Source organism: Paenibacillus sp. MT124 (assembly GCF_058792755.1).
The window spans coordinates 342,501-363,326 of sequence record NZ_CM179500.1 but is presented as its reverse complement, the minus strand read 5'-3'; the positions used below and the strand labels follow the sequence as shown (position 1 = coordinate 363,326).

Annotated in this window: 14 protein-coding genes, 17 tRNA genes and 2 rRNA genes (1 of these 33 cut by a window edge); 5 read left to right on the top strand and 28 right to left on the bottom strand. The window is 48.7% G+C overall.

From position 1 onward, the window contains the following. Positions 1 to 62: 62 nt before the first annotated feature. The 4 genes from AC3RCI_RS01790 to AC3RCI_RS01775 all read right to left on the bottom strand — a co-directional run bounded on the left by AC3RCI_RS01790 (position 63) and on the right by AC3RCI_RS01775 (position 4,817). Positions 63 to 392: an AzlD domain-containing protein gene (locus AC3RCI_RS01790; RefSeq protein WP_154896480.1), complete on the bottom strand. Its 330-nt coding sequence runs from the start codon at positions 390 to 392 to the stop codon at positions 63 to 65. After that, on the bottom strand, positions 383 to 1,108 hold the full coding sequence (locus tag AC3RCI_RS01785; protein ID WP_246058504.1) for an AzlC family ABC transporter permease: 726 nt from the start codon (positions 1,106 to 1,108) through the stop codon (positions 383 to 385). The genes AC3RCI_RS01790 and AC3RCI_RS01785 overlap by 10 nt, the downstream gene beginning before the upstream one ends. A 221-nt stretch (positions 1,109 to 1,329) precedes the next feature. Next, positions 1,330 to 2,529: a DUF2087 domain-containing protein gene (locus AC3RCI_RS01780; protein WP_492527383.1), complete on the bottom strand. Its 1,200-nt coding sequence runs from the start codon at positions 2,527 to 2,529 to the stop codon at positions 1,330 to 1,332. A gap of 314 nt (positions 2,530 to 2,843) precedes the next feature. Beyond that, positions 2,844 to 4,817 (bottom strand): methyl-accepting chemotaxis protein, encoded by a 1,974-nt coding sequence (locus AC3RCI_RS01775; protein ID WP_492472253.1) that lies wholly within the window; start codon positions 4,815 to 4,817, stop codon positions 2,844 to 2,846. Between the two features lie 310 nt (positions 4,818 to 5,127). On the opposite strand from AC3RCI_RS01775, the gene AC3RCI_RS01770 reads away from it, so the two are divergent. From AC3RCI_RS01770 to AC3RCI_RS01760, 3 genes are all read left to right on the top strand, one after another. After that, on the top strand, positions 5,128 to 6,486 hold the full coding sequence (locus AC3RCI_RS01770; protein WP_492527382.1) for a serine hydrolase domain-containing protein: 1,359 nt from the start codon (positions 5,128 to 5,130) through the stop codon (positions 6,484 to 6,486). A gap of 264 nt (positions 6,487 to 6,750) precedes the next feature. After that, the gene (locus AC3RCI_RS01765) at positions 6,751 to 8,163 is read left to right on the top strand and encodes an N-acetylmuramoyl-L-alanine amidase family protein (RefSeq protein WP_492527381.1); all 1,413 of its coding nucleotides are present in this window, start codon (positions 6,751 to 6,753) and stop codon (positions 8,161 to 8,163) included. Positions 8,164 to 8,195: 32 nt separating this feature from the next. Next, the gene (locus tag AC3RCI_RS01760) at positions 8,196 to 8,756 is read left to right on the top strand and encodes a GerMN domain-containing protein (protein WP_492527380.1); all 561 of its coding nucleotides are present in this window, start codon (positions 8,196 to 8,198) and stop codon (positions 8,754 to 8,756) included. Positions 8,757 to 8,851: 95 nt separating this feature from the next. Here AC3RCI_RS01760 and AC3RCI_RS01755 read toward each other — a convergent pair whose 3' ends face one another. From AC3RCI_RS01755 to AC3RCI_RS01740, 4 genes are all read right to left on the bottom strand, one after another. After that, a complete protein-coding gene (locus AC3RCI_RS01755; RefSeq protein WP_492527379.1) occupies positions 8,852 to 10,357 on the bottom strand; it encodes an MBL fold metallo-hydrolase in 1,506 nt (501 codons plus the stop codon). After that, positions 10,354 to 12,039 (bottom strand): ABC transporter permease, encoded by a 1,686-nt coding sequence (locus AC3RCI_RS01750; protein ID WP_095291672.1) that lies wholly within the window; start codon positions 12,037 to 12,039, stop codon positions 10,354 to 10,356. Before AC3RCI_RS01750 ends, AC3RCI_RS01755 begins: the two co-directional genes overlap by 4 nt. 78 nt (positions 12,040 to 12,117) lie before the next feature. Then, on the bottom strand, positions 12,118 to 13,185 hold the full coding sequence (locus tag AC3RCI_RS01745; protein WP_127539062.1) for an ABC transporter substrate-binding protein: 1,068 nt from the start codon (positions 13,183 to 13,185) through the stop codon (positions 12,118 to 12,120). A 73-nt stretch (positions 13,186 to 13,258) separates the two neighbouring features. Beyond that, complete coding sequence (locus AC3RCI_RS01740; protein WP_492527378.1) at positions 13,259 to 14,272, bottom strand: ABC transporter ATP-binding protein; 1,014 nt, start codon at positions 14,270 to 14,272, stop codon at positions 13,259 to 13,261. A gap of 403 nt (positions 14,273 to 14,675) precedes the next feature. On the opposite strand from AC3RCI_RS01740, the gene AC3RCI_RS01735 reads away from it, so the two are divergent. Beyond that, positions 14,676 to 15,593: a LysR family transcriptional regulator gene (locus tag AC3RCI_RS01735; protein ID WP_492527377.1), complete on the top strand. Its 918-nt coding sequence runs from the start codon at positions 14,676 to 14,678 to the stop codon at positions 15,591 to 15,593. A 128-nt stretch (positions 15,594 to 15,721) separates the two neighbouring features. Beyond that, positions 15,722 to 16,579, top strand: coding sequence for a hypothetical protein (locus tag AC3RCI_RS01730; RefSeq protein ID WP_492527376.1), 858 nt, complete (start codon positions 15,722 to 15,724; stop codon positions 16,577 to 16,579). A 205-nt stretch (positions 16,580 to 16,784) separates the two neighbouring features. Here AC3RCI_RS01730 and AC3RCI_RS01725 read toward each other — a convergent pair whose 3' ends face one another. The 20 genes from AC3RCI_RS01725 to AC3RCI_RS01630 all read right to left on the bottom strand — a co-directional run. Then, positions 16,785 to 17,390, bottom strand: a complete 606-nt coding sequence (locus tag AC3RCI_RS01725; RefSeq protein WP_492527375.1) for a short chain dehydrogenase — start codon at positions 17,388 to 17,390, stop codon at positions 16,785 to 16,787. Positions 17,391 to 17,569: 179 nt separating this feature from the next. Further along, positions 17,570 to 17,640: transfer RNA gene (locus AC3RCI_RS01720), tRNA-Gly, on the bottom strand. Positions 17,641 to 17,653: 13 nt separating this feature from the next. Next, positions 17,654 to 17,727 (bottom strand) — tRNA-Pro (locus tag AC3RCI_RS01715). 16 nt (positions 17,728 to 17,743) lie between these two features. After that, a tRNA-Arg gene (locus tag AC3RCI_RS01710) sits at positions 17,744 to 17,820 on the bottom strand. A 9-nt stretch (positions 17,821 to 17,829) separates the two neighbouring features. After that, positions 17,830 to 17,904: transfer RNA gene (locus AC3RCI_RS01705), tRNA-Gly, on the bottom strand. 8 nt (positions 17,905 to 17,912) lie between these two features. Then, positions 17,913 to 18,000 (bottom strand) — tRNA-Leu (locus AC3RCI_RS01700). A 9-nt stretch (positions 18,001 to 18,009) separates the two neighbouring features. Then, a tRNA-Lys gene (locus tag AC3RCI_RS01695) sits at positions 18,010 to 18,085 on the bottom strand. Between the two features lie 9 nt (positions 18,086 to 18,094). After that, positions 18,095 to 18,169 (bottom strand) — tRNA-Gln (locus AC3RCI_RS01690). A 9-nt stretch (positions 18,170 to 18,178) separates the two neighbouring features. After that, positions 18,179 to 18,254, bottom strand: a tRNA-His gene (locus AC3RCI_RS01685). Positions 18,255 to 18,340: 86 nt separating this feature from the next. Continuing rightward, positions 18,341 to 18,416, bottom strand: a tRNA-Thr gene (locus tag AC3RCI_RS01680). A gap of 28 nt (positions 18,417 to 18,444) precedes the next feature. Continuing rightward, positions 18,445 to 18,522: transfer RNA gene (locus AC3RCI_RS01675), tRNA-Asp, on the bottom strand. Between the two features lie 27 nt (positions 18,523 to 18,549). Further along, positions 18,550 to 18,623: transfer RNA gene (locus AC3RCI_RS01670), tRNA-Met, on the bottom strand. A 17-nt stretch (positions 18,624 to 18,640) separates the two neighbouring features. Beyond that, a tRNA-Val gene (locus AC3RCI_RS01665) sits at positions 18,641 to 18,716 on the bottom strand. A 124-nt stretch (positions 18,717 to 18,840) separates the two neighbouring features. Continuing rightward, positions 18,841 to 18,912: transfer RNA gene (locus AC3RCI_RS01660), tRNA-Glu, on the bottom strand. A gap of 16 nt (positions 18,913 to 18,928) precedes the next feature. Beyond that, positions 18,929 to 19,020: transfer RNA gene (locus AC3RCI_RS01655), tRNA-Ser, on the bottom strand. Between the two features lie 3 nt (positions 19,021 to 19,023). Continuing rightward, positions 19,024 to 19,099: transfer RNA gene (locus AC3RCI_RS01650), tRNA-Asn, on the bottom strand. Position 19,100: 1 nt separating this feature from the next. Continuing rightward, positions 19,101 to 19,176: transfer RNA gene (locus tag AC3RCI_RS01645), tRNA-Ala, on the bottom strand. Between the two features lie 22 nt (positions 19,177 to 19,198). Then, a tRNA-Ile gene (locus AC3RCI_RS01640) sits at positions 19,199 to 19,275 on the bottom strand. Positions 19,276 to 19,332: 57 nt separating this feature from the next. Continuing rightward, positions 19,333 to 19,449, bottom strand: a 5S ribosomal RNA gene (gene rrf, locus AC3RCI_RS01635). A gap of 73 nt (positions 19,450 to 19,522) precedes the next feature. Continuing rightward, positions 19,523 to 20,826: ribosomal RNA gene (locus tag AC3RCI_RS01630) — 23S ribosomal RNA — on the bottom strand; it runs 1,623 nt beyond the window's last position.

The window sequence follows — 20,826 nt, the reverse complement described above, 5'->3', positions numbered from 1 at the left end:
ATAGGTCTATAGAACATTATTAACCGTTAGTCTGAAGGAATTACCTGTACCTCTTGCGTCCTCTACCCGAGCACATAACGCAAAATCATCATGGCTACAATGCCCACAAGAACCGTACCGAGAAGGCTTCGCGTCCAGATCGCTACCACAAAGGTAGGCAGGGCGGCCCACAGTGCAGCATTTTGGGTGAGCGGTACCAGCTGGTTGCCAGACATCAACAGTTCCTGGCCAATTAGTGATGCCATCACGGCCACAGGCACATATTCCAGCCAGCGAAGCAGCCATACCGGAATCTGTATTTTGCTAAACAGCATTAGGGGCAGCACCCGGGGAATAAAGGTCAACAAGGCGGACCCGATAATAATCCAAAATACATCCCATCTTACTTCCATCGTTCCATGACAACTCCCATCGTTGCTGCAACAACTGCAGCCACTATAATGCTCATGCTGCCCAAAGAGGCCATACTTGCGAGTACCACACACACCACGGCGATAATGGCTACATTGATGTGCAGCTTTCTGTTTTTCCGATGGATTAACTGAAGCACGATTAGACCGATAAACATGGCCGGCAGGGCAAAATCCAGTCCAAACTGCTCCGGATTCGTAATCCAGCGCCCGAAATAGGCTCCTGCCATGTTGGCTGCGAACCAATTCAGATAAGCTGTAATATTTAATCCATGCATCCACCGTTCACTTAATGTTTTGCGGCCAATTGCGCGAGTCATCGCCACTCCGAACGATTCATCCGTGAGCAGGGAGCCAATCCACATGTTTTTGAGTGGGGTCAGGTGCCTGAAATACGGCGATACGGCTGCACTGAGCAATAGATGTCGCAGATTGACAAAGAAGATCGTGAATATGATTGCTGCTGCCGATCCGTTTGATGCGAGCATGCCTGCGGCAATAAACTGGGCCGAGCCTGCATATAAGATCAGACTCAGCAGGGCGATTTCTGCCATACTGAGTCCTGCTGTCATTTCAATGACGCCTGCTGCAAACCCAATACTCAGATAGCCAAGCAGGGTTGGAATGCAATCCTTTACCCCCTGCATAAACGTGGCATGATCCCGAGTCTCTAAGATGTCTTCCGATTTTGTGACCATGGGCATTGATTTATCCAATTCTGCTGCAACTCCTTCTCATCCCTTCAGAGATGTAAATACGTTTCCTTTATAATAATCTAGAAATATACCACAAGTTGAATTAATGAGGGAGAGACAGATTTCTCCTTTACAGAACAGATGCAATAAATCTCTCATGCAAAAAGCCCATAACCTGTTAAGGTCATGGACTCGGTAAGCCAGAAGTTGAATGTGTTGCGGAATTACTCACTACTACCTTTTTTGTCCCCGTGATATCCTTGTTCGCCGTATGGCTCAAGCTGATCCATCCAACGACTCAAACATTTGGCGAGTGCATCCTTGGTGTCAAAATAGGGGTTATCCTCTTTTTTCAATACTTCCAGCACTTCAATCGTAAACGCATCATCACCGTATTCATTCCATTCCGCCTGCAGCTGCTTGTTCAGATGGCTGCCCATTTGCAGCATGAATTTCTGTCCATTGATCGTCTTCAGATTCAACGTGCTGTCCACAAAAACTCTGCCGTTACGCTCATTGCGAATCTGGTATATGCCCGCCTCTGTCTTGACTTCCTTGGCCTGCTCCTGAAGCTCTTTGCGCCGATTCATCTCTTCATTTTCTCCTTTCACACGTCCCGTTTCGGTTTGCTTCCTAGTCTTCTCTTCATGCTCTGCCGGAAGGTTCAGCCAGTACTGACTGCCGTCCTCTTCACGATTCAGGAAACCGTAGTCGATCAGATATCTCCTCAGTTCCACGTAGTCCTCATAGATTTGTTTTAAGACCTCGTTAACCTGTTTCTCGGTATAATGGCGTTTTGGCTCGAACCGTTTGGCAATTTCAGTGAGAACGATATATTTATGCTTCTGCTGCATGTGAAAACTTGACAGTGGACCATCTGTCCCTTCTGAAAAATACTTGGTCAGCACTTTTTCGCGGTCCTGTTCCGAAATATCAAACTGTTTATAGATGATCGTATGCACATGTCTTGTGACAGGCAGTACGAGCTCGGCAGGAGCATAGTCATCTTTGCTTTTTAGCAGTTCCATTAATGCCAAAAAGATTTTGGCCTGCCGTTCTTTCTCCTTCAACACAAACCGGTGATTCCGAATGGTGGACGCACTACCGATCCCCAGTGCCTTCTGCACTTCGGTATCCTTCTTCCCTTCATAAAACTGCCCAAGTAACCCCCGCTGCACGTCGGATAGGCCTGTTACACTTTTGTCCAGCTCCAGCAAATATTCAAAAACAGATCCATGGGCCTTCTCGATATGAACACGCATATATCTCTCTGCCTCATAGAGAACACCTTCCTCGGGATAGACAATTCCCGCTTCCGTTTTATAGCCACAGCAGATACATGTAAAGGTTGGCCCTTCCGCGAGATATCCCCGCTTGATCTCTTCGAGCGTGGCCGTCTGCAATAATGGTTCCGATGATTTCATTGGACAAACTCCTTTTTATGCTTTTATTTAGATATCCCAATCGACAATTAATACCACTCAATAATTCGATATAAGTTTGTTTATTTATAGATATATTATAATTTTGTTTATTTAAAGTCAATGACCATCTTCTGTCTGCTCTCTTCTCAATGAGTTAAGCTCTCCAGTGAGGTTACCAGGGCATACTTATTCCAATAAAAAAAGACTACAGGGAATTGACCCTGCAGTCTCGTTGTCATCGTCATGCTGACGCTGGTACTCTACGGTTTATCCCCTTTCTAACTCAGAGGCACCGCTTTATTCAATTTAATCGGTTATAGCTTGAAACGTTCAATCATGCTCTGCAGATCTTCAGCCATTCGAGACAATGCGGCAGAGGAAGCTGCCACTTCTTCCATCGTGGCAAGCTGCTCCTGCGCTGCAGCAGAGCCATCTTCCGTACCGGATGCGATCTGATCAGACAAGACAATGGTGTCATTGACCGCTTTGGTGACGTGATTCATTCCTCCATCAATCTGACGGGATGCGGCAGACACTTCTCCGGCTTGAGCAGCAACGAGCTGCACCGCATCTCGAATGGTACGGAACGCATCGCCCGCTTCGGTAATCAGCTCAGAACCTTTCACCATACCTTCACCTGTACGTGCAAAGGTGGACTGCACCGCGTATGTTTTCTCCTGCATTTCACGCATCAACTCATTAATCCGCTCAGCCGAGCTGCCTGAATTGTGAGCCAGAGCCTTGACCTCATTTGCTACTACAGCAAAGCCGCGTCCTTGCTCTCCAGCTCTGGCAGCCTCAATGCTCGCATTCAACGCGAGAATATTGGTCTGTTTCGCAATGGATGTAATTTCGGTAACGATCTGAATAATTTCTTCATTTTTCGCCCGGAGATCCTCAATGACTGCCGCCATGGCCTCACTCTCTTCGTTGACCTGCTGAATATGAGCGACTGCCTCTTCTACGGTTACCATTCCGGCTTCGGACTTATTCGAAGCTTCCCCTGCAATGCGGGCTGTCTCTTCAGCGCTGGAAGAGATTTCTTTGACCCCAATGGACATCTCTCCGACAAGCTGACCCGTTGCTGCAAGACTGTCATTTTGTTTGGTCGTTCCTTCTGCTGCATTCTGCATCAGCTCGGCGACCTGTTCTGTGGCTTTGGACGTCTGTTCCGAACTGGCCATCAATTCCTCGGAAGATGCTGCGAGCTGGCTCGACGTATCATGCACCTCTCCAAGAACATTGCGCAGCGATGAAGTCATGGAGTCGAAGCTGTCTCCAAGCTGTCCAAATTCATCCCGCCGCTTCAGTCCAACACGAACCGTAAGATCCCCGGCGCTGACCTTGGATGCGGCCTGAGTGAGCTGCTGCAGTGGACGAACAATTCCTCTAATGATGAATATAAGCAGGATCATTCCGATGACGAGTGAGCTTCCCACAAGCGTATAGGTTCGAATCATAATCGGTCTAACTGCTTCATCCGCTTCGGATGGCAGCATCTCACCAACGATTTTCCATCCCGTTGCCGGGTTGGTAAAGTATACGGCTTCCACTTCTTGCCCTTCATACGTATACTTCACGGTCCCTGTGTCGCTGGTGTACATTTTGTTAATATAGTCTTGGTCTGACTGCACACCCGATTCGATATTGTAATGGAACAGGAACTTCCCACCATTGTCCAGCATGTACAGCTTTCCTTTTTCACCAATATGGATCTGATCCACGTTTTCTTTCAGATGGTTAAGGCTTACATTGGCTCCAAATACACCTTTACCGTCAGCCAGCTTGGCAGAAGCGGTCACAACCCACTCTCCTGTGGTTGCCGACTGGAATGTGTCCGAAATAATAGGTTCATCCGCCGCCATACCCATCGTATACCAGCTTCGTTCCCGCGGATCATAGATTTGTTGTCCAGGATCAGGAGATTTCATCCAGCTTCCATCCTCGGCACCGATCGTCAGAACGCCAAGTTCTTTATGATTTTCAGACATATGGTCCATTTGTTTTTGTAGTGCAGGCGATTTATTAATAACATCCTCGGAAGTAAAACCCGCAGCAAGCTGTGCGGCGTTATCCTTCTCCATGTTGAGCATCTGATCAATCTGTAAACTGAGCATCTCTGTTTTGGCCTGTGCAGAATGCAGGAGTTCCTCCCTGACCCGTTCTGCGGCTTTATCGTAAGATAACCAACCAACGGTGATGCTTGGCACAATCAAAAATAGAAGCAGCGCCGCGACCAGACGTTTTTTTACGGTTGGCGCAAACCATTGTTGAAACCTTTTCTTCATATTAACTATCCCCCATCATCATCTTCACCTTTCTTTTTATCGGACGAACATCATGAAAACATTATGTATGAATACTAAATATCATCGAAATTCTATTATTTTTGTTAGGCACTTCTATATCTCTTGTTCTCCATCCATTTTGACCCTCTTCGCGAGATCGTTTACAATATTTTAAGCTGGTTATTCATGAAAAGTCTGGAAGGAGAGGATTCAAATCACACGCAGATCGCCTCACGAGCCTCAATCGGTTTCCAAGGTCTATTTATCCCTATTTCGTATTCTGCTCGCGTTTATTCTGGTTGCAGGGCCGATGCTGGGACAATTCAGCACATCCATATCGGCTGCACAGAACAAGCAAGCAGTTCTTATTGAAGTGAATGGCGAACCACAATCCTGGAATAATACACCTCAGATCTATAACGGATCAACATACGTACCCCTTAGGGATGTCGTCCAGTCGGTGAAAGGTTCCTTGAAATGGGATAACCGTACCAAAACGGCTACCATCACCGTTGGAAGAGATACTTTGGTTTACCAGGCCGGCAGCGACTCGATCAAGGTCAACCATGTTCGCCTCGATGCAGGCGTGAAATCCCGTACAGTTAACGGTACGCTTATGGTACCTGTCCGTCCTATAGCGAATGCCCTGAAAGCCGATATTAAAGTCGGCCGCACCTCATCGGGTCAGATGAGCGTGAACATCCAAACAGACAAAGTCAGTTTGCTGGACAAGGAAGTGACCAGCGTGGATGCTTATTTACGTGAAGTCCAATTCCCTGGCATGGCCCTAATAGCCCGCAATGGTGAAGTATTGCTTCGCCAAGGATATGGACTGGCCGATGAAAAAACGCTGAACCGCCCGGACCAGAAGACAAGAATTGCTTCACTGAGCAAATCCTTCACGGCAGCTTCCATTCTCAGCCTCGCGGAAGATGGCAAGCTGAGTGTAGAGGATCCCATCTCCAAATACATCTCTGGTATTCCAAAGGGTGATGAGATAACTCTGCATATGCTGTTATCTCAAACTTCCGGGCTTCCGTCTGCATTTGGCCGGGGTGAGGGAACCTCACTGGCAGAAACGGTAGAGGAGATCAGGCACAAAACGCTGAAGTTCGAACCGGGCACTGCCTATCTCTACAGCAATAGCGGCTATGTGCTGCTAGCCTATGTGATAGAAAAGGTATCCGGCATGAGTTATGCCGACTATGTTCAACAAACGATTCTGAAGCCGCTCGGCATGAAAAACTCGGGTGAGGCATCACGCAAGGTCAAAACTAATAGTGGTTTCGTCGCAGAAAATAACAAGTGGGTGCCTGCTCCTTATTACGTGTCACAATCGGGATCAGGGACGATCTATTCGACGGTAGACGATTTGCTCAAATGGGACCGTGCACTGTACACCGATCAGATCCTCAGTCAGGAGACGATTGAACAGATGTACAAGCCCTATTCGGACAAAAATTACGGCTACGCTTGGATTCTCAAGGAGAACGGCGATAATCGCACCGTCTTCCACAATGGCAGCGGAGGCGGTTTTGCCACAGCCTTCTCTCGTAATCTATCAGACGACGTAACGATTATTCTGCTTGGTAATCATGCGGGTATGGATATGACCTCTCTGATGGATGAAGTAGAAACGCGCACAGCCAAAGCATTAAAATTGCAATAATTAGTCTATATAGAGTACAAGAGACGGCCCTCCTTAGGGCCGTCTCTTTCGTTTATATATCCATGTTGATGGTTGGGAGATGAAATCACCTATCATATTTAGATTGAGCAATAAAAAATAAATAAATAAATAAAAAAACATTTTTACAATTTTGTTGTTTATATATTGTAGTAAAATTATGGGAGATGAATTGTTTTTTACCGATGGGAACTCTGAATTTCCATGTCGGTGAGTTACAAGCTCTAAAAATGTTGAGGTGTATTCATGAAGAAAATCATTGTACTTATGTTTCTGAGCCTGTTCTTCCTTTTTCTGTTTCCTACTCAGGGAAATGCCGCTGCAAACACGTCTAAAATCTTCTTGAATGGAGAGCAATTGTCTCTTCCGAATGACGTTCAGGTGACCATCGTCAATAAAAATGTCATGATCCCGATCCGAGTCGTTGCGGAAAATTTGAAGTTTGATGTCGACTGGAATCAACAAGCCCGTCAGGTGAAGATACAGCAAAATGAAAAAGTGATATCTCTCACCGTTGATCAGAAGCAAGCCATGGTTGCTGACAAACAGGTTACCCTGAATACAGCTCCACAAATTTTAAACAAAACGCTGGTGGTACCCATTCGTTTTGTCAGTGAACAGATGGGGCTTAGCGTAAAGTGGAACAACCAGGAGAAGATCGTATACTTAACTGGCAGCAATAATGAGCCCACCGAAGCATCTGGAGATGATTCAGGTAGCGACACCACGTCGTTAACCCATGTAACAGATATTGTTTTTGCCGATAATCAGCTTGTCGTGTCCATGGATGGGGAACAAGTGCAGCCTGTCATATCCACCTTGAAGAACCCGGATCGACTGGTTGTGGATTTGCCTGGAACGGTCTTTGGTGACCTGGCACAGCCACTTGATAAGGGGCTTAATGGAAAGCTAGATGTAGCCGGATATCCCAATGTATCGGAAGTGAGATATTCCCTATTTAAACGAGATCCCGGTCAAGTTCGGATTGTGGTTGAATTAAACAATGTAAAGGACGTGCAGTTCGATCAAAACGTGATTGCTGACAAGCTGCTTATCGATCTCAACGTTTCGGGAGACAGCGTAATGCCCGTGCCAGTGACTCCCGTCATCGATACAGGACGCAAAATCGTCGTGATTGATCCAGGTCACGGAGGCAGTGACCCAGGGACCATAAGTATCACCAATAAACCGGAGAAGGATTACGTTCTGGCATTGGGTCTAAAAGTACAAGCTCTTCTGCTCAATGAGCCGGATATTGAGCTGGTCATGACACGTGACAGCGATATCTATCCCACACGTTCCGAGCGCGTTCAACTGGCGAATGAGTTAAATGCGGATGTCTTTGTCTCTATACACGGCAACAGTGCAACATCCTCACCTCAGGCATCAGGTACAGAAACCTTTTATTATCAGCGCAGCAGCAGCAAGGACCTGGCCAATATCATTCATGAACGCTTGGTGAAGGCTCTGGGATTCAAGGATAGGCGTGTCAAGAATGGCAACTTGCAGGTGATACGGGAAACCACCATGCCTGCTGTGCTCCTGGAAATTGGTTTCCTGAGCAATGCTGCTGAAGAGAAGGCCATGTCATCCGAAGAAGTTCAGACAAAAGCTGCACAAGCAATAGTTGATGGAATCAAGGAATATCTAGGGATATAAAATATAACGTTATACCAAACGGAGGATGTGATTTGTTGAAACGAAAGATGGGATACGGACTACTATTCTTGTTCATTCTTATCATGGCCGCAGGGTGTGCCCAGAAGCCAGTGAGTGAATCCGGAACGAATGAACCCAACCATTCCGGAAGCGTACAGCCTTCCAACAATGGTGGGACCCAGGTTGAGCCGAACAAGGAAGAGAAGCAGACAGTTGAAGTATACTTCGCGGATACACAGGTGCTGGAACTGAAAAAAAGAGAAGTTGAGCTGGAGTTTGTAGAGAACGACGAAAAATACAAAAAAACATTTGAAGCCTTACAAAACAATGAAGATACTGAACTGGTCTCTCTATGGGAAAAGGTTGAACTGCTCTCCGTCCAATCTGCCGAGGATACGTTGACTTTGGATGTGCATATCCCCGATGAAGCCAAGCTTGGCAGCAGTGGAGAATTGCTGGCCTTGGAAGCTTTAACCACAACGATGTTTCAGTTTGATGAAATAAATCAATTGGAAGTGCTTGTAGATGGTGAAGCACTGGATAGTCTGATGGGTCATTCAGAGCTTGAGCACCCCATTCAACGTGAACCCTAGTCCTTAAATAATAGAATGCAAAGAACGTCCCCAAGGACGCTCTCAACTGATGCTTTATGGCATTATAATGCATTGTTCTCATTCTAATTTCATGTTTAGACATAGAGCTCATCCCCGGGAGACAATGAATGTACCTCTGCTTCCGGTGATGGGCTATTTTTGAGCAAGCCCTCTCTCAATCTGTCCGTCTCTGCCTTATCTGCATGCACAAGCAAGGTATGCCGAGCAGGCAGCCGCTGCAGCATTCTCTCGACATCCAGCCAGCCTTGATGCACTTTATAACGAATCTTCTGCACCTCACAGATCCCATGCTCCGCCGGATTCTGTGCTAGCTGCTGTGCAAAAGTGCCGACAGCCGCATGCCCGGTGAGCAGGATCAGGTTCTCACCACTCTCCGCCAGCTGGCTATAGTACCAACGGGCAAGCGAAGATTGCATCATGCCATCGGGAATAAACCACAGGGAAGCACCATATTGATTCAGCAGTCGCTTCCGATCCTCCTGACTTTTGGGCAGATGCCAGGATTGGCCCTTTAAAAATCGTTCAATGGTGCCCGTTATCGGACCCTTGAGATGTGTTCCCTGTTCTCTCAGCCAGTATGGGACACGCAGCAGCTGCTTCATGCCATCTACTAGCCCCTGTTCAACGATCATCGGAACGCCAGGGAACTGCTGATGTGCCCACAGTATGATCTCTTGACCACGGCCTACCGAAGGCATTGGTAGCAGCACCTTACCACCCCGAGCAATGGTCTGGCGTATGGCAAGGTCCAATTGTTCCAGCTTGTCTGCCTGCGTATCCCGGTCCGTTCCATAGGCAGCATCCACAATCGCCAGATCCATCGGCTGATTCAAGCCGCTCTTTGTTAACGAAGGAGCCAAGGATATCTCGGAAACTCCAGAATTCTCAGTTGCTATCGCTAGTTCCACTAGCGGTTCTCCAGCAAATGGTATGCCATCACTAACAGCCATGCCCTGAGACAATCGCAAATGATTTATACGGCTGCTTTTATGCTCCCTGCCCCGGAACAGGCTTGCCAATCTCAGCGCCTCTGCCGCACAATCTTCCTGCAAAAGCATGGACTCGGACGTATAGTCTCCAGAATAGAAGATCCGTTTACCCTCCATCTCAAGGGCAAACCATACCGATCCTGCAAGGTGCCCACTGCGTCCCCATAACACGTGCAGACCCGGAATCATTTCGAACCAGATCCCCGGCTTCGCCTGATCCTCCAGATACCTGTAACGTATGGACTCCACGTCTGTTTCCTCATACGGAAGATCATGTCCTGCACGCTCCAGATTGCTGCGCCACGCCCGGAAATAGGTGTTCAGCTGCTCCCTCGTCTCACGTGTCGTCCATACTTCACCCTGGTAGCCCATCTTGTATAATAAGGGAATAGCAACGGAATGATCCTCATGTGCGTGGGACAGCAGAACAGCATCCAGCGTTGATACAAGTTCAGGCTGGATAAGCGGGTACGCTCCCGCTCCTTCTTTTTTCACGCCACAATCCATTAAAATGTGAGTCCTGTCTCCGCTCAAGAGATAGGCAGAGCGGCCATGCTCCCCTGCCCCACCCCATACGTTCAGTTTGATCATGATGCATTCCACTTTCTCTTTGAATTCAGTAGTTCAATGCCGAGCAGCATCAGTACGGTCATGCCGACCGTTACAACCGCCATGGCCATTCCGAGCGACACCTGGCCTTGTTCAAACTGTGCAAAGATATACGTTGCCGATGTCTGCATGGAAGGCGGGAGAATCAACAATGAGCCTACGAGCTCGCGTGTAGCAATGGTGAATGTCATCATCCAACCGGCCAGCATGCCGGGAATGATGAGTGGCACAAGTATGCGCCGAAGGATATACAGCGGCTTTCCGCCAAACACCTGCCCTGCCTGAAACAAAGTACCATCGATCTGGGTAAAGCTCGATTTCACGTACTGCACCGTATAAGGCAGGAAAAGTACGACATACGTCAGAACCACCATCCCGTACGTGTTATACAGGGTGACAGGCATCCAAGGTGAATTCCAGAACAGGATCAAACCCACAACCATGACAATGCCCGGTACGGTGTTGGGAAGCAGGCTGAACAGATCAATGACACGCTGCATGAATGAGGATGACTTGCCAATCGCCAGCGCAAAACCTGTACCAATCACAACCGCAACGGTGGAAGCGGCGAGGGATAATCCCAGGCTATTTCCGATGGCTTTCATGCTAACCGAGCCCCAGGAGAGCAGATCCCGATAGTGATCCAGTGTTACATTGTCCAGAGACAATCCAGCCCCGCGCAGCTTCATCGTCGACGCCGCAATAATGGAGAAGTACGGAATCCCCACGGAGAGAATGAGAAGTACCGCAAGATACAGACCGCATAGCCAGCCAGCTCCCCCGCGAAGGGAATACCGTTTGGACCGCTGTCCTTTGCCTCCCACTAGACGGTACGTGAATTTACGACTCATGGCGGACTGCATGTACCACATTACGAGACATACAGATAACAAGACCGATGCCAGTGAAGTAGCCTTGCCGAAGTCAATTGGCCAACTGGAGATATATTTATGGATCTCCGAGGTCATGACATAGTAGCCGATACGGCGGCCGAAAGTGGCCGGGGTTCCGAATTCCGCAATCGTTTTAACGAAAACCAGCATGATCCCCATTCCGTAGGAAGATAACAGCAAAGGTAATATAATGCGTCTGAACCGATAGCCTGCTGGTGCTCCGTGCACCGATCCTGCTTCTTCGAGATTGCCGCCGATGCGAATCAGTGCATCCCGCAGCAGCAAGTATAGAAAGGGGAATAGATGCAGGCTCATAATCAGCACCATGCCCCAGAAACTGAAGAAGAGCTCGCTCCATTTCTCAGCTGATGGCACCCACTGCTGCAGGTATCCTCCTTTTTGCATAAACAATATCCAGCCCATGGAGCCGATATACGGAGGTGTCATGAACGGAATCATCAGGATCACATCCACCCAGCGGTGCTGTCCCATCCGGGTCTTGGCCATCATCCAGGCCAGTGGCAGAGCCAGCAAGGTGGTGACGGCAACAACACAGATGCCGAGCCAGACAGAATTGAGCAGCACACCCGACAAATGATGACCAGTAATCGTCCGGATCGGAGCCATCCAGTCCCATTGTCCATCCGGATACACGCTCTGCCAGAAAATCAGCAGCAAGGGTACGCCAATACTTATAGTCAGCAGAAAGAGGGCCAGAATCACGCCCACTCTCCGAAAAATACGGTTGTTGTCCAGTACAACAGGTTTCACTGATTTCACCTCACATGGCTTCCACCCAAACACTCGTTACACGTGTTGCCGAATGTTCTTCAGTTTGTTTCAGCCGTCTTATTTGAAAATCTCGGAGAAACGAGCCGCTGTTTCATCACCGTGTTCACTCATCCAGTTCCAGTCCACTTTCAGCTGCGGGATATCTTTCAGATTGGCCCGGTTGGTCGCTTCAATATCTTCACGGCCCGGAATCAGGTACGCATCGGCAACCAGCTTCTGCGCTTCATCGGACAACAGATAGTCGATAAACGCCTTGGCGTTTTCTACATTCGGGCTTGATTTCAGGATGGCAGCCGGTCGTGGGCTGATTACAGTCCCTTCTGCTGGATATACGATATCCAGTGGTTCGCCTTTATCCTTGGAGGAATAGGCCATGTAATCAACACCTGCCGCTACGATGCTTTTGGCTCCCGTAATTACCGGATCAAGAGCTTCCTGGTTCGCACCCGCCATGGCCACACCGTTCGCTTTGTAGCTGTCCAGCAGATCCCACCCTTGGTCACCGTTCACACTCAGGTACCCTGTAATGAAGTCCAGTGCAGAGCCAGACAATGTTGGATCGGGGATATTTACAGCATCTTTCCATGCTGGTGTAGCGAGTTCAGCCCAGCTTGTCGGTGGCGTAGACACCAGCTTGGTGTTGTACACAATTCCAAGTGCTGAAGCACTTGAACTGAAATAGTTACCTTCTGCATCTGACCAGTCCTTGTTCAGCTTGTCGGCATTGGCTGCTTCAGGGTAAGGGAGTGTCAAACCGTCAGCTTTGAGCGCCTGTGCTGAAGGCAAAGAGGCAAGTATCACTACATCGGCTACAGGATTGGATTTCTCTGCCTCCATACGGGCGAGGATTTTACCGGTTGTTCCCTGAAACATCTCTACTTCAATCCCTGTTTTGGCTGTAAACCCGCTCACAATATTATCTGCCAGCTTTTGCGGCCCTGCACTATAGAGTACCAGTTTGCCGCCTGCTGTTTCGGTTGGTTGTGCTGCTGCAGCGCTTCCTTCTCCCGCAGATTGTCCTGCGTTTCCAGCGGTTGAGTTCGTACTGCATCCGAATAAGCTAATGCTCATCACCGCTGTTAACAGCAGCAATGCACTTTTTTTCCGTGTTTTCATTCCCAACATCACATTCCATCTCCCTTGGTTATATGTTTTTTCGAGTAAACTTAAACTTCTTCTCATTTCCTCATTCAAGCATCTAGTTCGCTGCAGCTATAACTTCCCGCTTTGCATCCATGCTATCCTGCCCGTTCATACGGCAGATACGCTCCGGCGAGATATACAGCTGTACATGCTCACCTACGCGGACCCTTCGATCCAGGTAAGTCGTCCATATGCCTAGCCCTTCCATTTGAACCCGGATTTCATAACGCTCCCCTACATAGCTGACACTCAGTACCGTGGCCTGATAACGCAGATCGTCATGACTTGTCCTGTTCCAGGTCACATGCTCCGGCCGTACCATGGACTGATTCGGTGTCAACCAGTTGGATTTGCCGATAAATGAAGCAACAAACGGATCGCTTGGCGATGAGTAGATCGTCTCGGGACTACCTTTTTGCAATATCCGCCCCTTCTCCATGACCACAATCTCATCCGACATCGACATCGCCTCAACCTGATCGTGAGTGACATATAGTGCGGTTAGCCCCATATCCCGAACGAGGGACATCATCTCAATCCGCATTTCTTCCCGCAGTACTGCATCGAGTGCACTAAGCGGTTCATCGAACAGAATTACACCAGGTCTTACGGCTACCGCTCTGGCAAAAGCAACCCGCTGCTGCTGTCCACCTGACAGCTGATGAGGATAACGATCTTCCATGCCTTGCAGGCGAACCATGCCAAGTGCTTCGGTTACCTTCTGCCGTAAATTTGTTTTCTGCTTTCCGGCCCTCAAGCCAAATGCCACATTTTCATATACCGTCATATGCGGCCATAATGCAAAATCCTGAAACACCATGCCCAGATTACGCTTATGGGTGGGTACATCAATCCGCTTGGCAGCTGAGAAGATGCACTGATCACCCGCCACAATCTCTCCCGCATCCGGCTGTTCCAGTCCGGCAAGCATCCGCAGCAAAGTGGTTTTGCCGCAGCCTGATGGACCAAGCAGCGTTGTAAACTGACCATGCTGAAGCGTTAGATCCGTGGGCAATAGTGCAGGCGTGCGATTGAATGATTTTTGAACTCCTGAAATCTCCATTTTCATAAGCATCCCTGCCTGTCTTCTTGTACTGTACTCAGTCTAACTCCCGCTCTCGCGAGTTGTATGTTAGGAATGTAAAAATGAAATTAACTTTTTAGATGAATTCTATTGATGTTCATAGATTAAATCTATATAAGGTGATTCAAATCCATTTTTCATTTGGTTATTTCGATAACAGCACCATCTTCCGATCGCTGTTCGTTTTATCCCCGAATTTCCTTGACCCTTTTCAAAGGGAGACATCAGGGGATCAAGGCGAAGCGTATGCTTCCGAAGTAGCTTTGTTTCAGAAAACTTTTAGCTTCGCTTTTTCAGATTGGTCCTGTACTCTCCGTCTTTATGAAAACAAGCATTAAATCATCTTCCATTATGGAGACCCTGTATAAGGGAGAGGAGTGTGAGTTCGTTGAACCTCATTAAACTGCAAATTGTAGAGCTGATTGACAAGCATCATCACATGACCAGTGTCGCAGAGATTCTGGGAATCAAGCAGCCCACGGTTACGTTTCATATGAAATCACTGGAGGAAGAGATGGGAGTGCGATTATTCGAATCGCGCAGCGGAAAGACGTTCCTAACGGAGGCTGGACAGGCCCTGCTTCATTATTCCGTTAAGATCAATGCCCTGACCCAAGAGGCCCGCCGGGTAGTCAAAGAATACGACAGTCTCTACCGGGGCACGCTTCACATTGGGGCGAGTTATGTACCTGCAACCTATCTGCTGCCTCCGATGTTAAATACATTCTCACAGGAGTTTCCCGGTATTCGTATTGTGTTATCGGTCAAACCATCGCCTGTCATTCGCGAGATGTTAATGCGGCACCAGATCGATCTGGGAGTCATCTCTTCTGAACCGTTTGTCGGTCCAATCCTTCAAGCCGATCCGCTATGCGCAGATGATCTGGTTTTAATTTGTGCTCCTCAGCATGCTCTGGCTAGTAGAGAAGTGCTGGAGCCTGACCACATTTCTCAGATTCCCTTCGCCCTGCATGGGAACGAATCAAGCACTCGCCGTTTGACCAATCATTGGCTGGAACAGCATGCCGTGCGGCTCCGAAGTACGGTAGAGATGGACTCACTCGAGGCAATCAAGCAGTTGGTTCTGCTCGGAGGTCATATTTCATTCATGTCGCGCATGGCCGTACAATGGGAGGAGCAGCATGGCTTGATTCAAGTCCTACCCATTCCCGGGGAACAAGCTCCTAGGCATATATACACGGTACATAATAAGGATCGACACCCTTCGGTTCAAATGAATCGGTTCAAGGAAGTTCTTCAGGAAGGAGTCGCGGGCCCCCCTTCATTTCTTGGCTTGATCCCATAAAAACTCTCATTCGCCATTCATCAAATCTATGCAGGGTTAACGCAATGCTTGTCCAACGTTAATCACTTTCATATACTCAGGCGCTAAAGTGGGTCTGTACATTAATCCAGCCTAGGGAGTGATTGGTTTTGAAAACGTGGAAAAAGGTAACAACCTCATTGATGCTGAGTATCGTCACATTAGGGAGTAGTCTGGCGTTCCAGGCACCTCAGACATCAGCGGCGGCCAATGCCGTACCTGCCTACGAAGTGAAGTTTCTGGCTAAACCGGAACTGGTATTGAACTCGGATGGAACACCTCGCAGTGAAGTTATTCAGTCGTTGTCCCTGGATTCTACACCGAGAAACATCAGCGCTGAGTACTTTGACACCAATGCGCTGAATCTGAACCAAGCGGGATGGGATGTCCGTTTCCGGAAGAAGGATGACAAAAACAACTATGAATTGACCTACAAAAAGCGCTATCCCGTAATTAACGGTGACATTAACGCTGCACTGACCTTGGCTAACCAAGAGGGATTTGATGCATCAGATGATAACTATGAGGCTGAGATCGATTGGGGTTATGGCAAACAAACGCTGAGCTTCTCCAATACCAAAAAGGTGGATACGAAAGCTACAGGCGTGCAGCTCCCTTCCGAGAAGGATGCGCTCGATATGCTGCTGGACAAGCTGCCAGGCAAACTGAAAAACTGGTCTTCTTCCAACTGGGGTAAACAAACGCTCTCACAATCCCGTGCTCATGGCCCTGTAACGTTCCAACGCTATGAAGGAACATGGAATGGACAAGAGCTGTCGTTTGAAGTATGGCCTATTCGTAACGCAGATGGTACAGGTTTCGAGAATCTTGTAGAGGTTTCTTTCAAAACCGAAGATGCTGCAGCCGTATCCGGCCTGCGTACCGAGCTGCTGCAAGTGTTGGAAAGCAACAACTGGCTTATACCTGCCGATGGCTTAAAGACTCAAACGATTTTGGAAAGATACTAATCGTCTGAAATGACAAAGCATAGATATAACCAAAAGGACATTAGCAGGTTTATCCTGTTAATGTCCTTTGTGATTTTTACTTTGGGCGTATCCTAAGTTATATCATCCTATTTTAGCAAGCTTAGTTTTATGGAGATCAACTACATGCTGCCCGCAGTAACTTTCTGACGATTCAACGATTATTTGATCAGCCTACACTGAATATTTAATATACTTTAAAGGTTTGTGCCGTTTCGATGCCCAGCGCACTTTGAATAAACGTATTAGCCACTCGTTCCACAGGTACCGGGTTAAAACCAATGAAAAAGTCTCTATATTTCTCAGCCGACTCTTCAAACAAATTAGGGCTGACCGAATTCAAACGAATACCTCTTGGCATTTCGTAGGCTGCCGCTTTGGCAAACGCATCGATTGCCCCGTTGGCCATAGCACTTGAAGCACCTTGTGCAATAGGATGATCCTTGATAATGCCACTAACCAGTGTGAAACTCCCATTGTCATTGACATAGTGTTGTCCAATCAACACGATGTTGACCTGACCCAGCAATTTGCTCTGTATACTGATCATGTTGTTCTCAGGGGTCAGCTCCTCCAGTTTGGCATAATGTGTCTGCCCAGCTGCGACAATGACGTAATCAACGTTTTGCACAGTTTCAAAAAGAGCCTTAATGCTGTCCGTTGAAGTCATATCGACCTGATAATCACCTGAGCTTCTACCTGCTGTAACCACTTCTACAGACAGCTCATTCAACTTGGCAACAATCGCCTTTCCTAACGTTCCATGTCCTCCAATAACAAGAGCTCTTTTCACAAGATTCCTCCTCTTTAGTTCCTAACCATTTTTACCCAGGGTATACCTCTATCTGCCTATTTAAACAAAATCATTCGGCAAGAGCAAGTTACTAAAGTCAGAATTCATATATGATGAAGTACACATGAGATTATTAATAAATAAAAAAACCTCCTGCACAAGGCAAGAGGCTTCCTGTAAGCGGGTGATGGGAATCGAACCCACGCTATTAGCTTGGAAGGCTAAAGTTCTACCATTGAACTACACCCGCATAATCATAAAAATCGGGATGACACGATTTGAACATGCGACCCCCTGGTCCCAAACCAGGTGCTCTACCAAGCTGAGCTACATCCCGATATTAATGGAAATAATGGCGCGCCCTGAGAGATTCGAACTCCCGGCCTTTTGATTCGTAGTCAAACGCTCTATCCAGCTGAGCTAAGGGCGCATATATGATTGGAGCGGACGACGGGAATCGAACCCGCGACCCTCGCCTTGGCAAGGCGATGCTCTACCGCTGAGCCACGTCCGCAGAATATATGGTGCGGTCGAGAGGACTCGAACCTCCACGGGGGGTTAGCCCACACGGACCTGAACCGTGCGCGTCTGCCAATTCCGCCACGACCGCAAAATATAATGGTGAGTCATGAAGGGCTCGAACCTTCGACACCCTGATTAAAAGTCAGGTGCTCTACCAACTGAGCTAATGACTCTTAATAAAATGGCTGGGGATATAGGATTTGAACCTATGCATGACGGAGTCAAAGTCCGTTGCCTTACCGCTTGGCTAATCCCCAATAAAATCATGGGGCGATCGAGGGGAATTGAACCCCCGAATGCCGGATCCACAAACCGGTGCGTTAACCACTTCGCCACGATCGCCATAATTCAACCTGAGAGTATCTCAGTATTCCCATCCTTGTCTATAATATACATTCTACTATAGATTAAGATGTGAAAGTAATAAATGGTGCCGGCGAGAGGACTTGAACCCCCAACCTACTGATTACAAGTCAGTTGCTCTACCAGTTGAGCTACACCGGCACGGTGTAAAGTGTGGAATGTATTAAAATGGCGGAACCGACGGGATTCGAACCCGCGATCTCCTGCGTGACAGGCAGGCATGTTAGGCCAACTACACCACGGTTCCAGATCACTTTCTGTTAGGAAAGTATAATTGCGGGGGCAGGATTTGAACCTGCGGCCTTCGGGTTATGAGCCCGACGAGCTACCGGGCTGCTCCACCCCGCGTCGTTATAAAAGTTATATGGTGGAGGCTGAGGGGCTCGAACCCCCGACCCTCTGCTTGTAAGGCAGATGCTCTCCCAGCTGAGCTAAGCCTCCATATCTATGACCCGTAGGGGATACTCTCACTTCGCTTGAGACTGCGTAGCAGCTGCTAACGATGGTTATCCTCCGACGAACCTTTGGGATTCTCATCCCCTTGATGCTTTAAAAGGTAAAGCTATGACCCGTAGGGGATTCGAACCCCTGTTACCTCCGTGAAAGGGAGGTGTCTTAACCCCTTGACCAACGGGCCTCACTAAAAAATCTTCTGGCGGAGAGAGAGGGATTCGAACCCTCGAGACGCTTGTGGCGCCTACACGATTTCCAATCGTGCTCCTTCGGCCAACTCGGACACCTCTCCATATGGCTCCCCGAACAGGACTCGAACCTGTGACAACTCGATTAACAGTCGAGTGCTCTACCAACTGAGCTATCAGGGAATGGTGGAGCCAAGCGGGATCGAACCGCTGACCTCCTGCTTGCAAGGCAGGCGCTCTCCCAGCTGAGCTATGGCCCCATGTTTATCTGGTGAATCAATATGGTGGGCCCTGGTGGACTCGAACCACCGACCTCACCCTTATCAGAGGTGCGCTCTAACCAACTGAGCTAAGGGCCCGTATATAAATCCCTTTTTCTCTACGAGGGGGGCAAAAAAAATACCCCAAAGGGAATCGCTTGGCAGCGTCCTACTCTCCCAGGACCCTTCGGTCCAAGTACCATCGGCGCTAGAGGGCTTAACGGTCGTGTTCGGGATGGGTACGTGTGGAACCCCTCCGCCATCGCCACCAAACGATGCTGCTATACTCAGAGATCATTCTCTGAAAACTAGATCCGAAACGAAACTTGCGATCAGAACCTGCAATTTGGATAAGCCCTCGACCGATTAGTACTGGTCAGCTCCATGCATTACTGCACTTCCACCCCCAGCCTATCTACCTCGTCGTCTTCAAGGGGTCTTACATACTGGGAAATCTCATCTTGAGGGGGGCTTCACGCTTAGATGCTTTCAGCGCTTATCCCGTCCGTACATAGCTACCCAGCGGTGCTCCTGGCGGAACAACTGGTACACCAGCGGTACGTCCATCCCGGTCCTCTCGTACTAAGGACAGCTCCTCTCAAATTTCCTACGCCCACGACAGATAGGGACCGAACTGTCTCACGACGTTCTGAACCCAGCTCGCGTACCGCTTTAATGGGCGAACAGCCCAACCCTTGGGACCTACTTCAGCCCCAGGATGCGATGAGCCGACATCGAGGTGCCAAACCTCCCCGTCGATGTGGACTCTTGGGGGAGATAAGCCTGTTATCCCCAGGGTAGCTTTTATCCGTTGAGCGATGGCCCTTCCATGCGGTACCACCGGATCACTAAGCCCGACTTTCGTCCCTGCTCGACTTGTAGGTCTCGCAGTCAAGCTCCCTTATGCCTTTGCACTCTTCGAATGATTTCCAACCATTCTGAGGGAACCTTTGGGCGCCTCCGTTACTCTTTAGGAGGCGACCGCCCCAGTCAAACTGCCCACCTGACACTGTCCCCGTACCCGCTAAGGGCACCAGGTTAGAACCTAGATACGATCAGGGTGGTATCCCAACGGTGCCTCCACACAAGCTGGCGCTCATGCTTCAAAGGCTCCCACCTATCCTGTACAGATCGTACCCAAATTCAATATCAAGCTGCAGTAAAGCTCCATGGGGTCTTTCCGTCTTGTCGCGGGTAACCTGCATCTTCACAGGTATTAAAATTTCACCGGATCTCTCGTTGAGACAGCGCCCAAGTCGTTACGCCATTCGTGCGGGTCAGAATTTACCTGACAAGGAATTTCGCTACCTTAGGACCGTTATAGTTACGGCCGCCGTTTACTGGGGCTTCGGTTCACAGCTTCGGGATTACTCCCTAACCGCTCCCCTTAACCTTCCAGCACCGGGCAGGCGTCAGCCCGTATACTTCGCCTTACGGCTTCGCACAGACCTGTGTTTTTGCTAAACAGTCGCTTGGGCCTTTTCACTGCGGCCCCCTCGTGCTATTCACACTACCGGGGCACCCCTTCTCCCGAAGTTACGGGGTCATTTTGCCGAGTTCCTTAACGAGAGTTCTTCCGCGCGCCTTAGAATTCTCTTCTCGCCTACCTGTGTCGGTTTGCGGTACGGGCACCTTCATCTGGCTAGAGGC

Coding starts and splice junctions, on each gene's coding strand:
- AC3RCI_RS01790 (WP_154896480.1), bottom strand. CDS start 392: ATGGAAGTAAGATGGGATGTATTTTGGATTATTATCGGGTCCGCCTTG.
- AC3RCI_RS01785 (WP_246058504.1), bottom strand. CDS start 1,108: ATGGTCACAAAATCGGAAGACATCTTAGAGACTCGGGATCATGCCACG.
- AC3RCI_RS01780 (WP_492527383.1), bottom strand. CDS start 2,529: ATGAAATCATCGGAACCATTATTGCAGACGGCCACGCTCGAAGAGATC.
- AC3RCI_RS01775 (WP_492472253.1), bottom strand. CDS start 4,817: ATGAAGAAAAGGTTTCAACAATGGTTTGCGCCAACCGTAAAAAAACGT.
- AC3RCI_RS01770 (WP_492527382.1), top strand. CDS start 5,128: ATGCTGGGACAATTCAGCACATCCATATCGGCTGCACAGAACAAGCAA.
- AC3RCI_RS01765 (WP_492527381.1), top strand. CDS start 6,751: ATGAAGAAAATCATTGTACTTATGTTTCTGAGCCTGTTCTTCCTTTTT.
- AC3RCI_RS01755 (WP_492527379.1), bottom strand. CDS start 10,357: ATGATCAAACTGAACGTATGGGGTGGGGCAGGGGAGCATGGCCGCTCT.
- AC3RCI_RS01745 (WP_127539062.1), bottom strand. CDS start 13,185: ATGTTGGGAATGAAAACACGGAAAAAAAGTGCATTGCTGCTGTTAACA.
- AC3RCI_RS01740 (WP_492527378.1), bottom strand. CDS start 14,272: ATGAAAATGGAGATTTCAGGAGTTCAAAAATCATTCAATCGCACGCCT.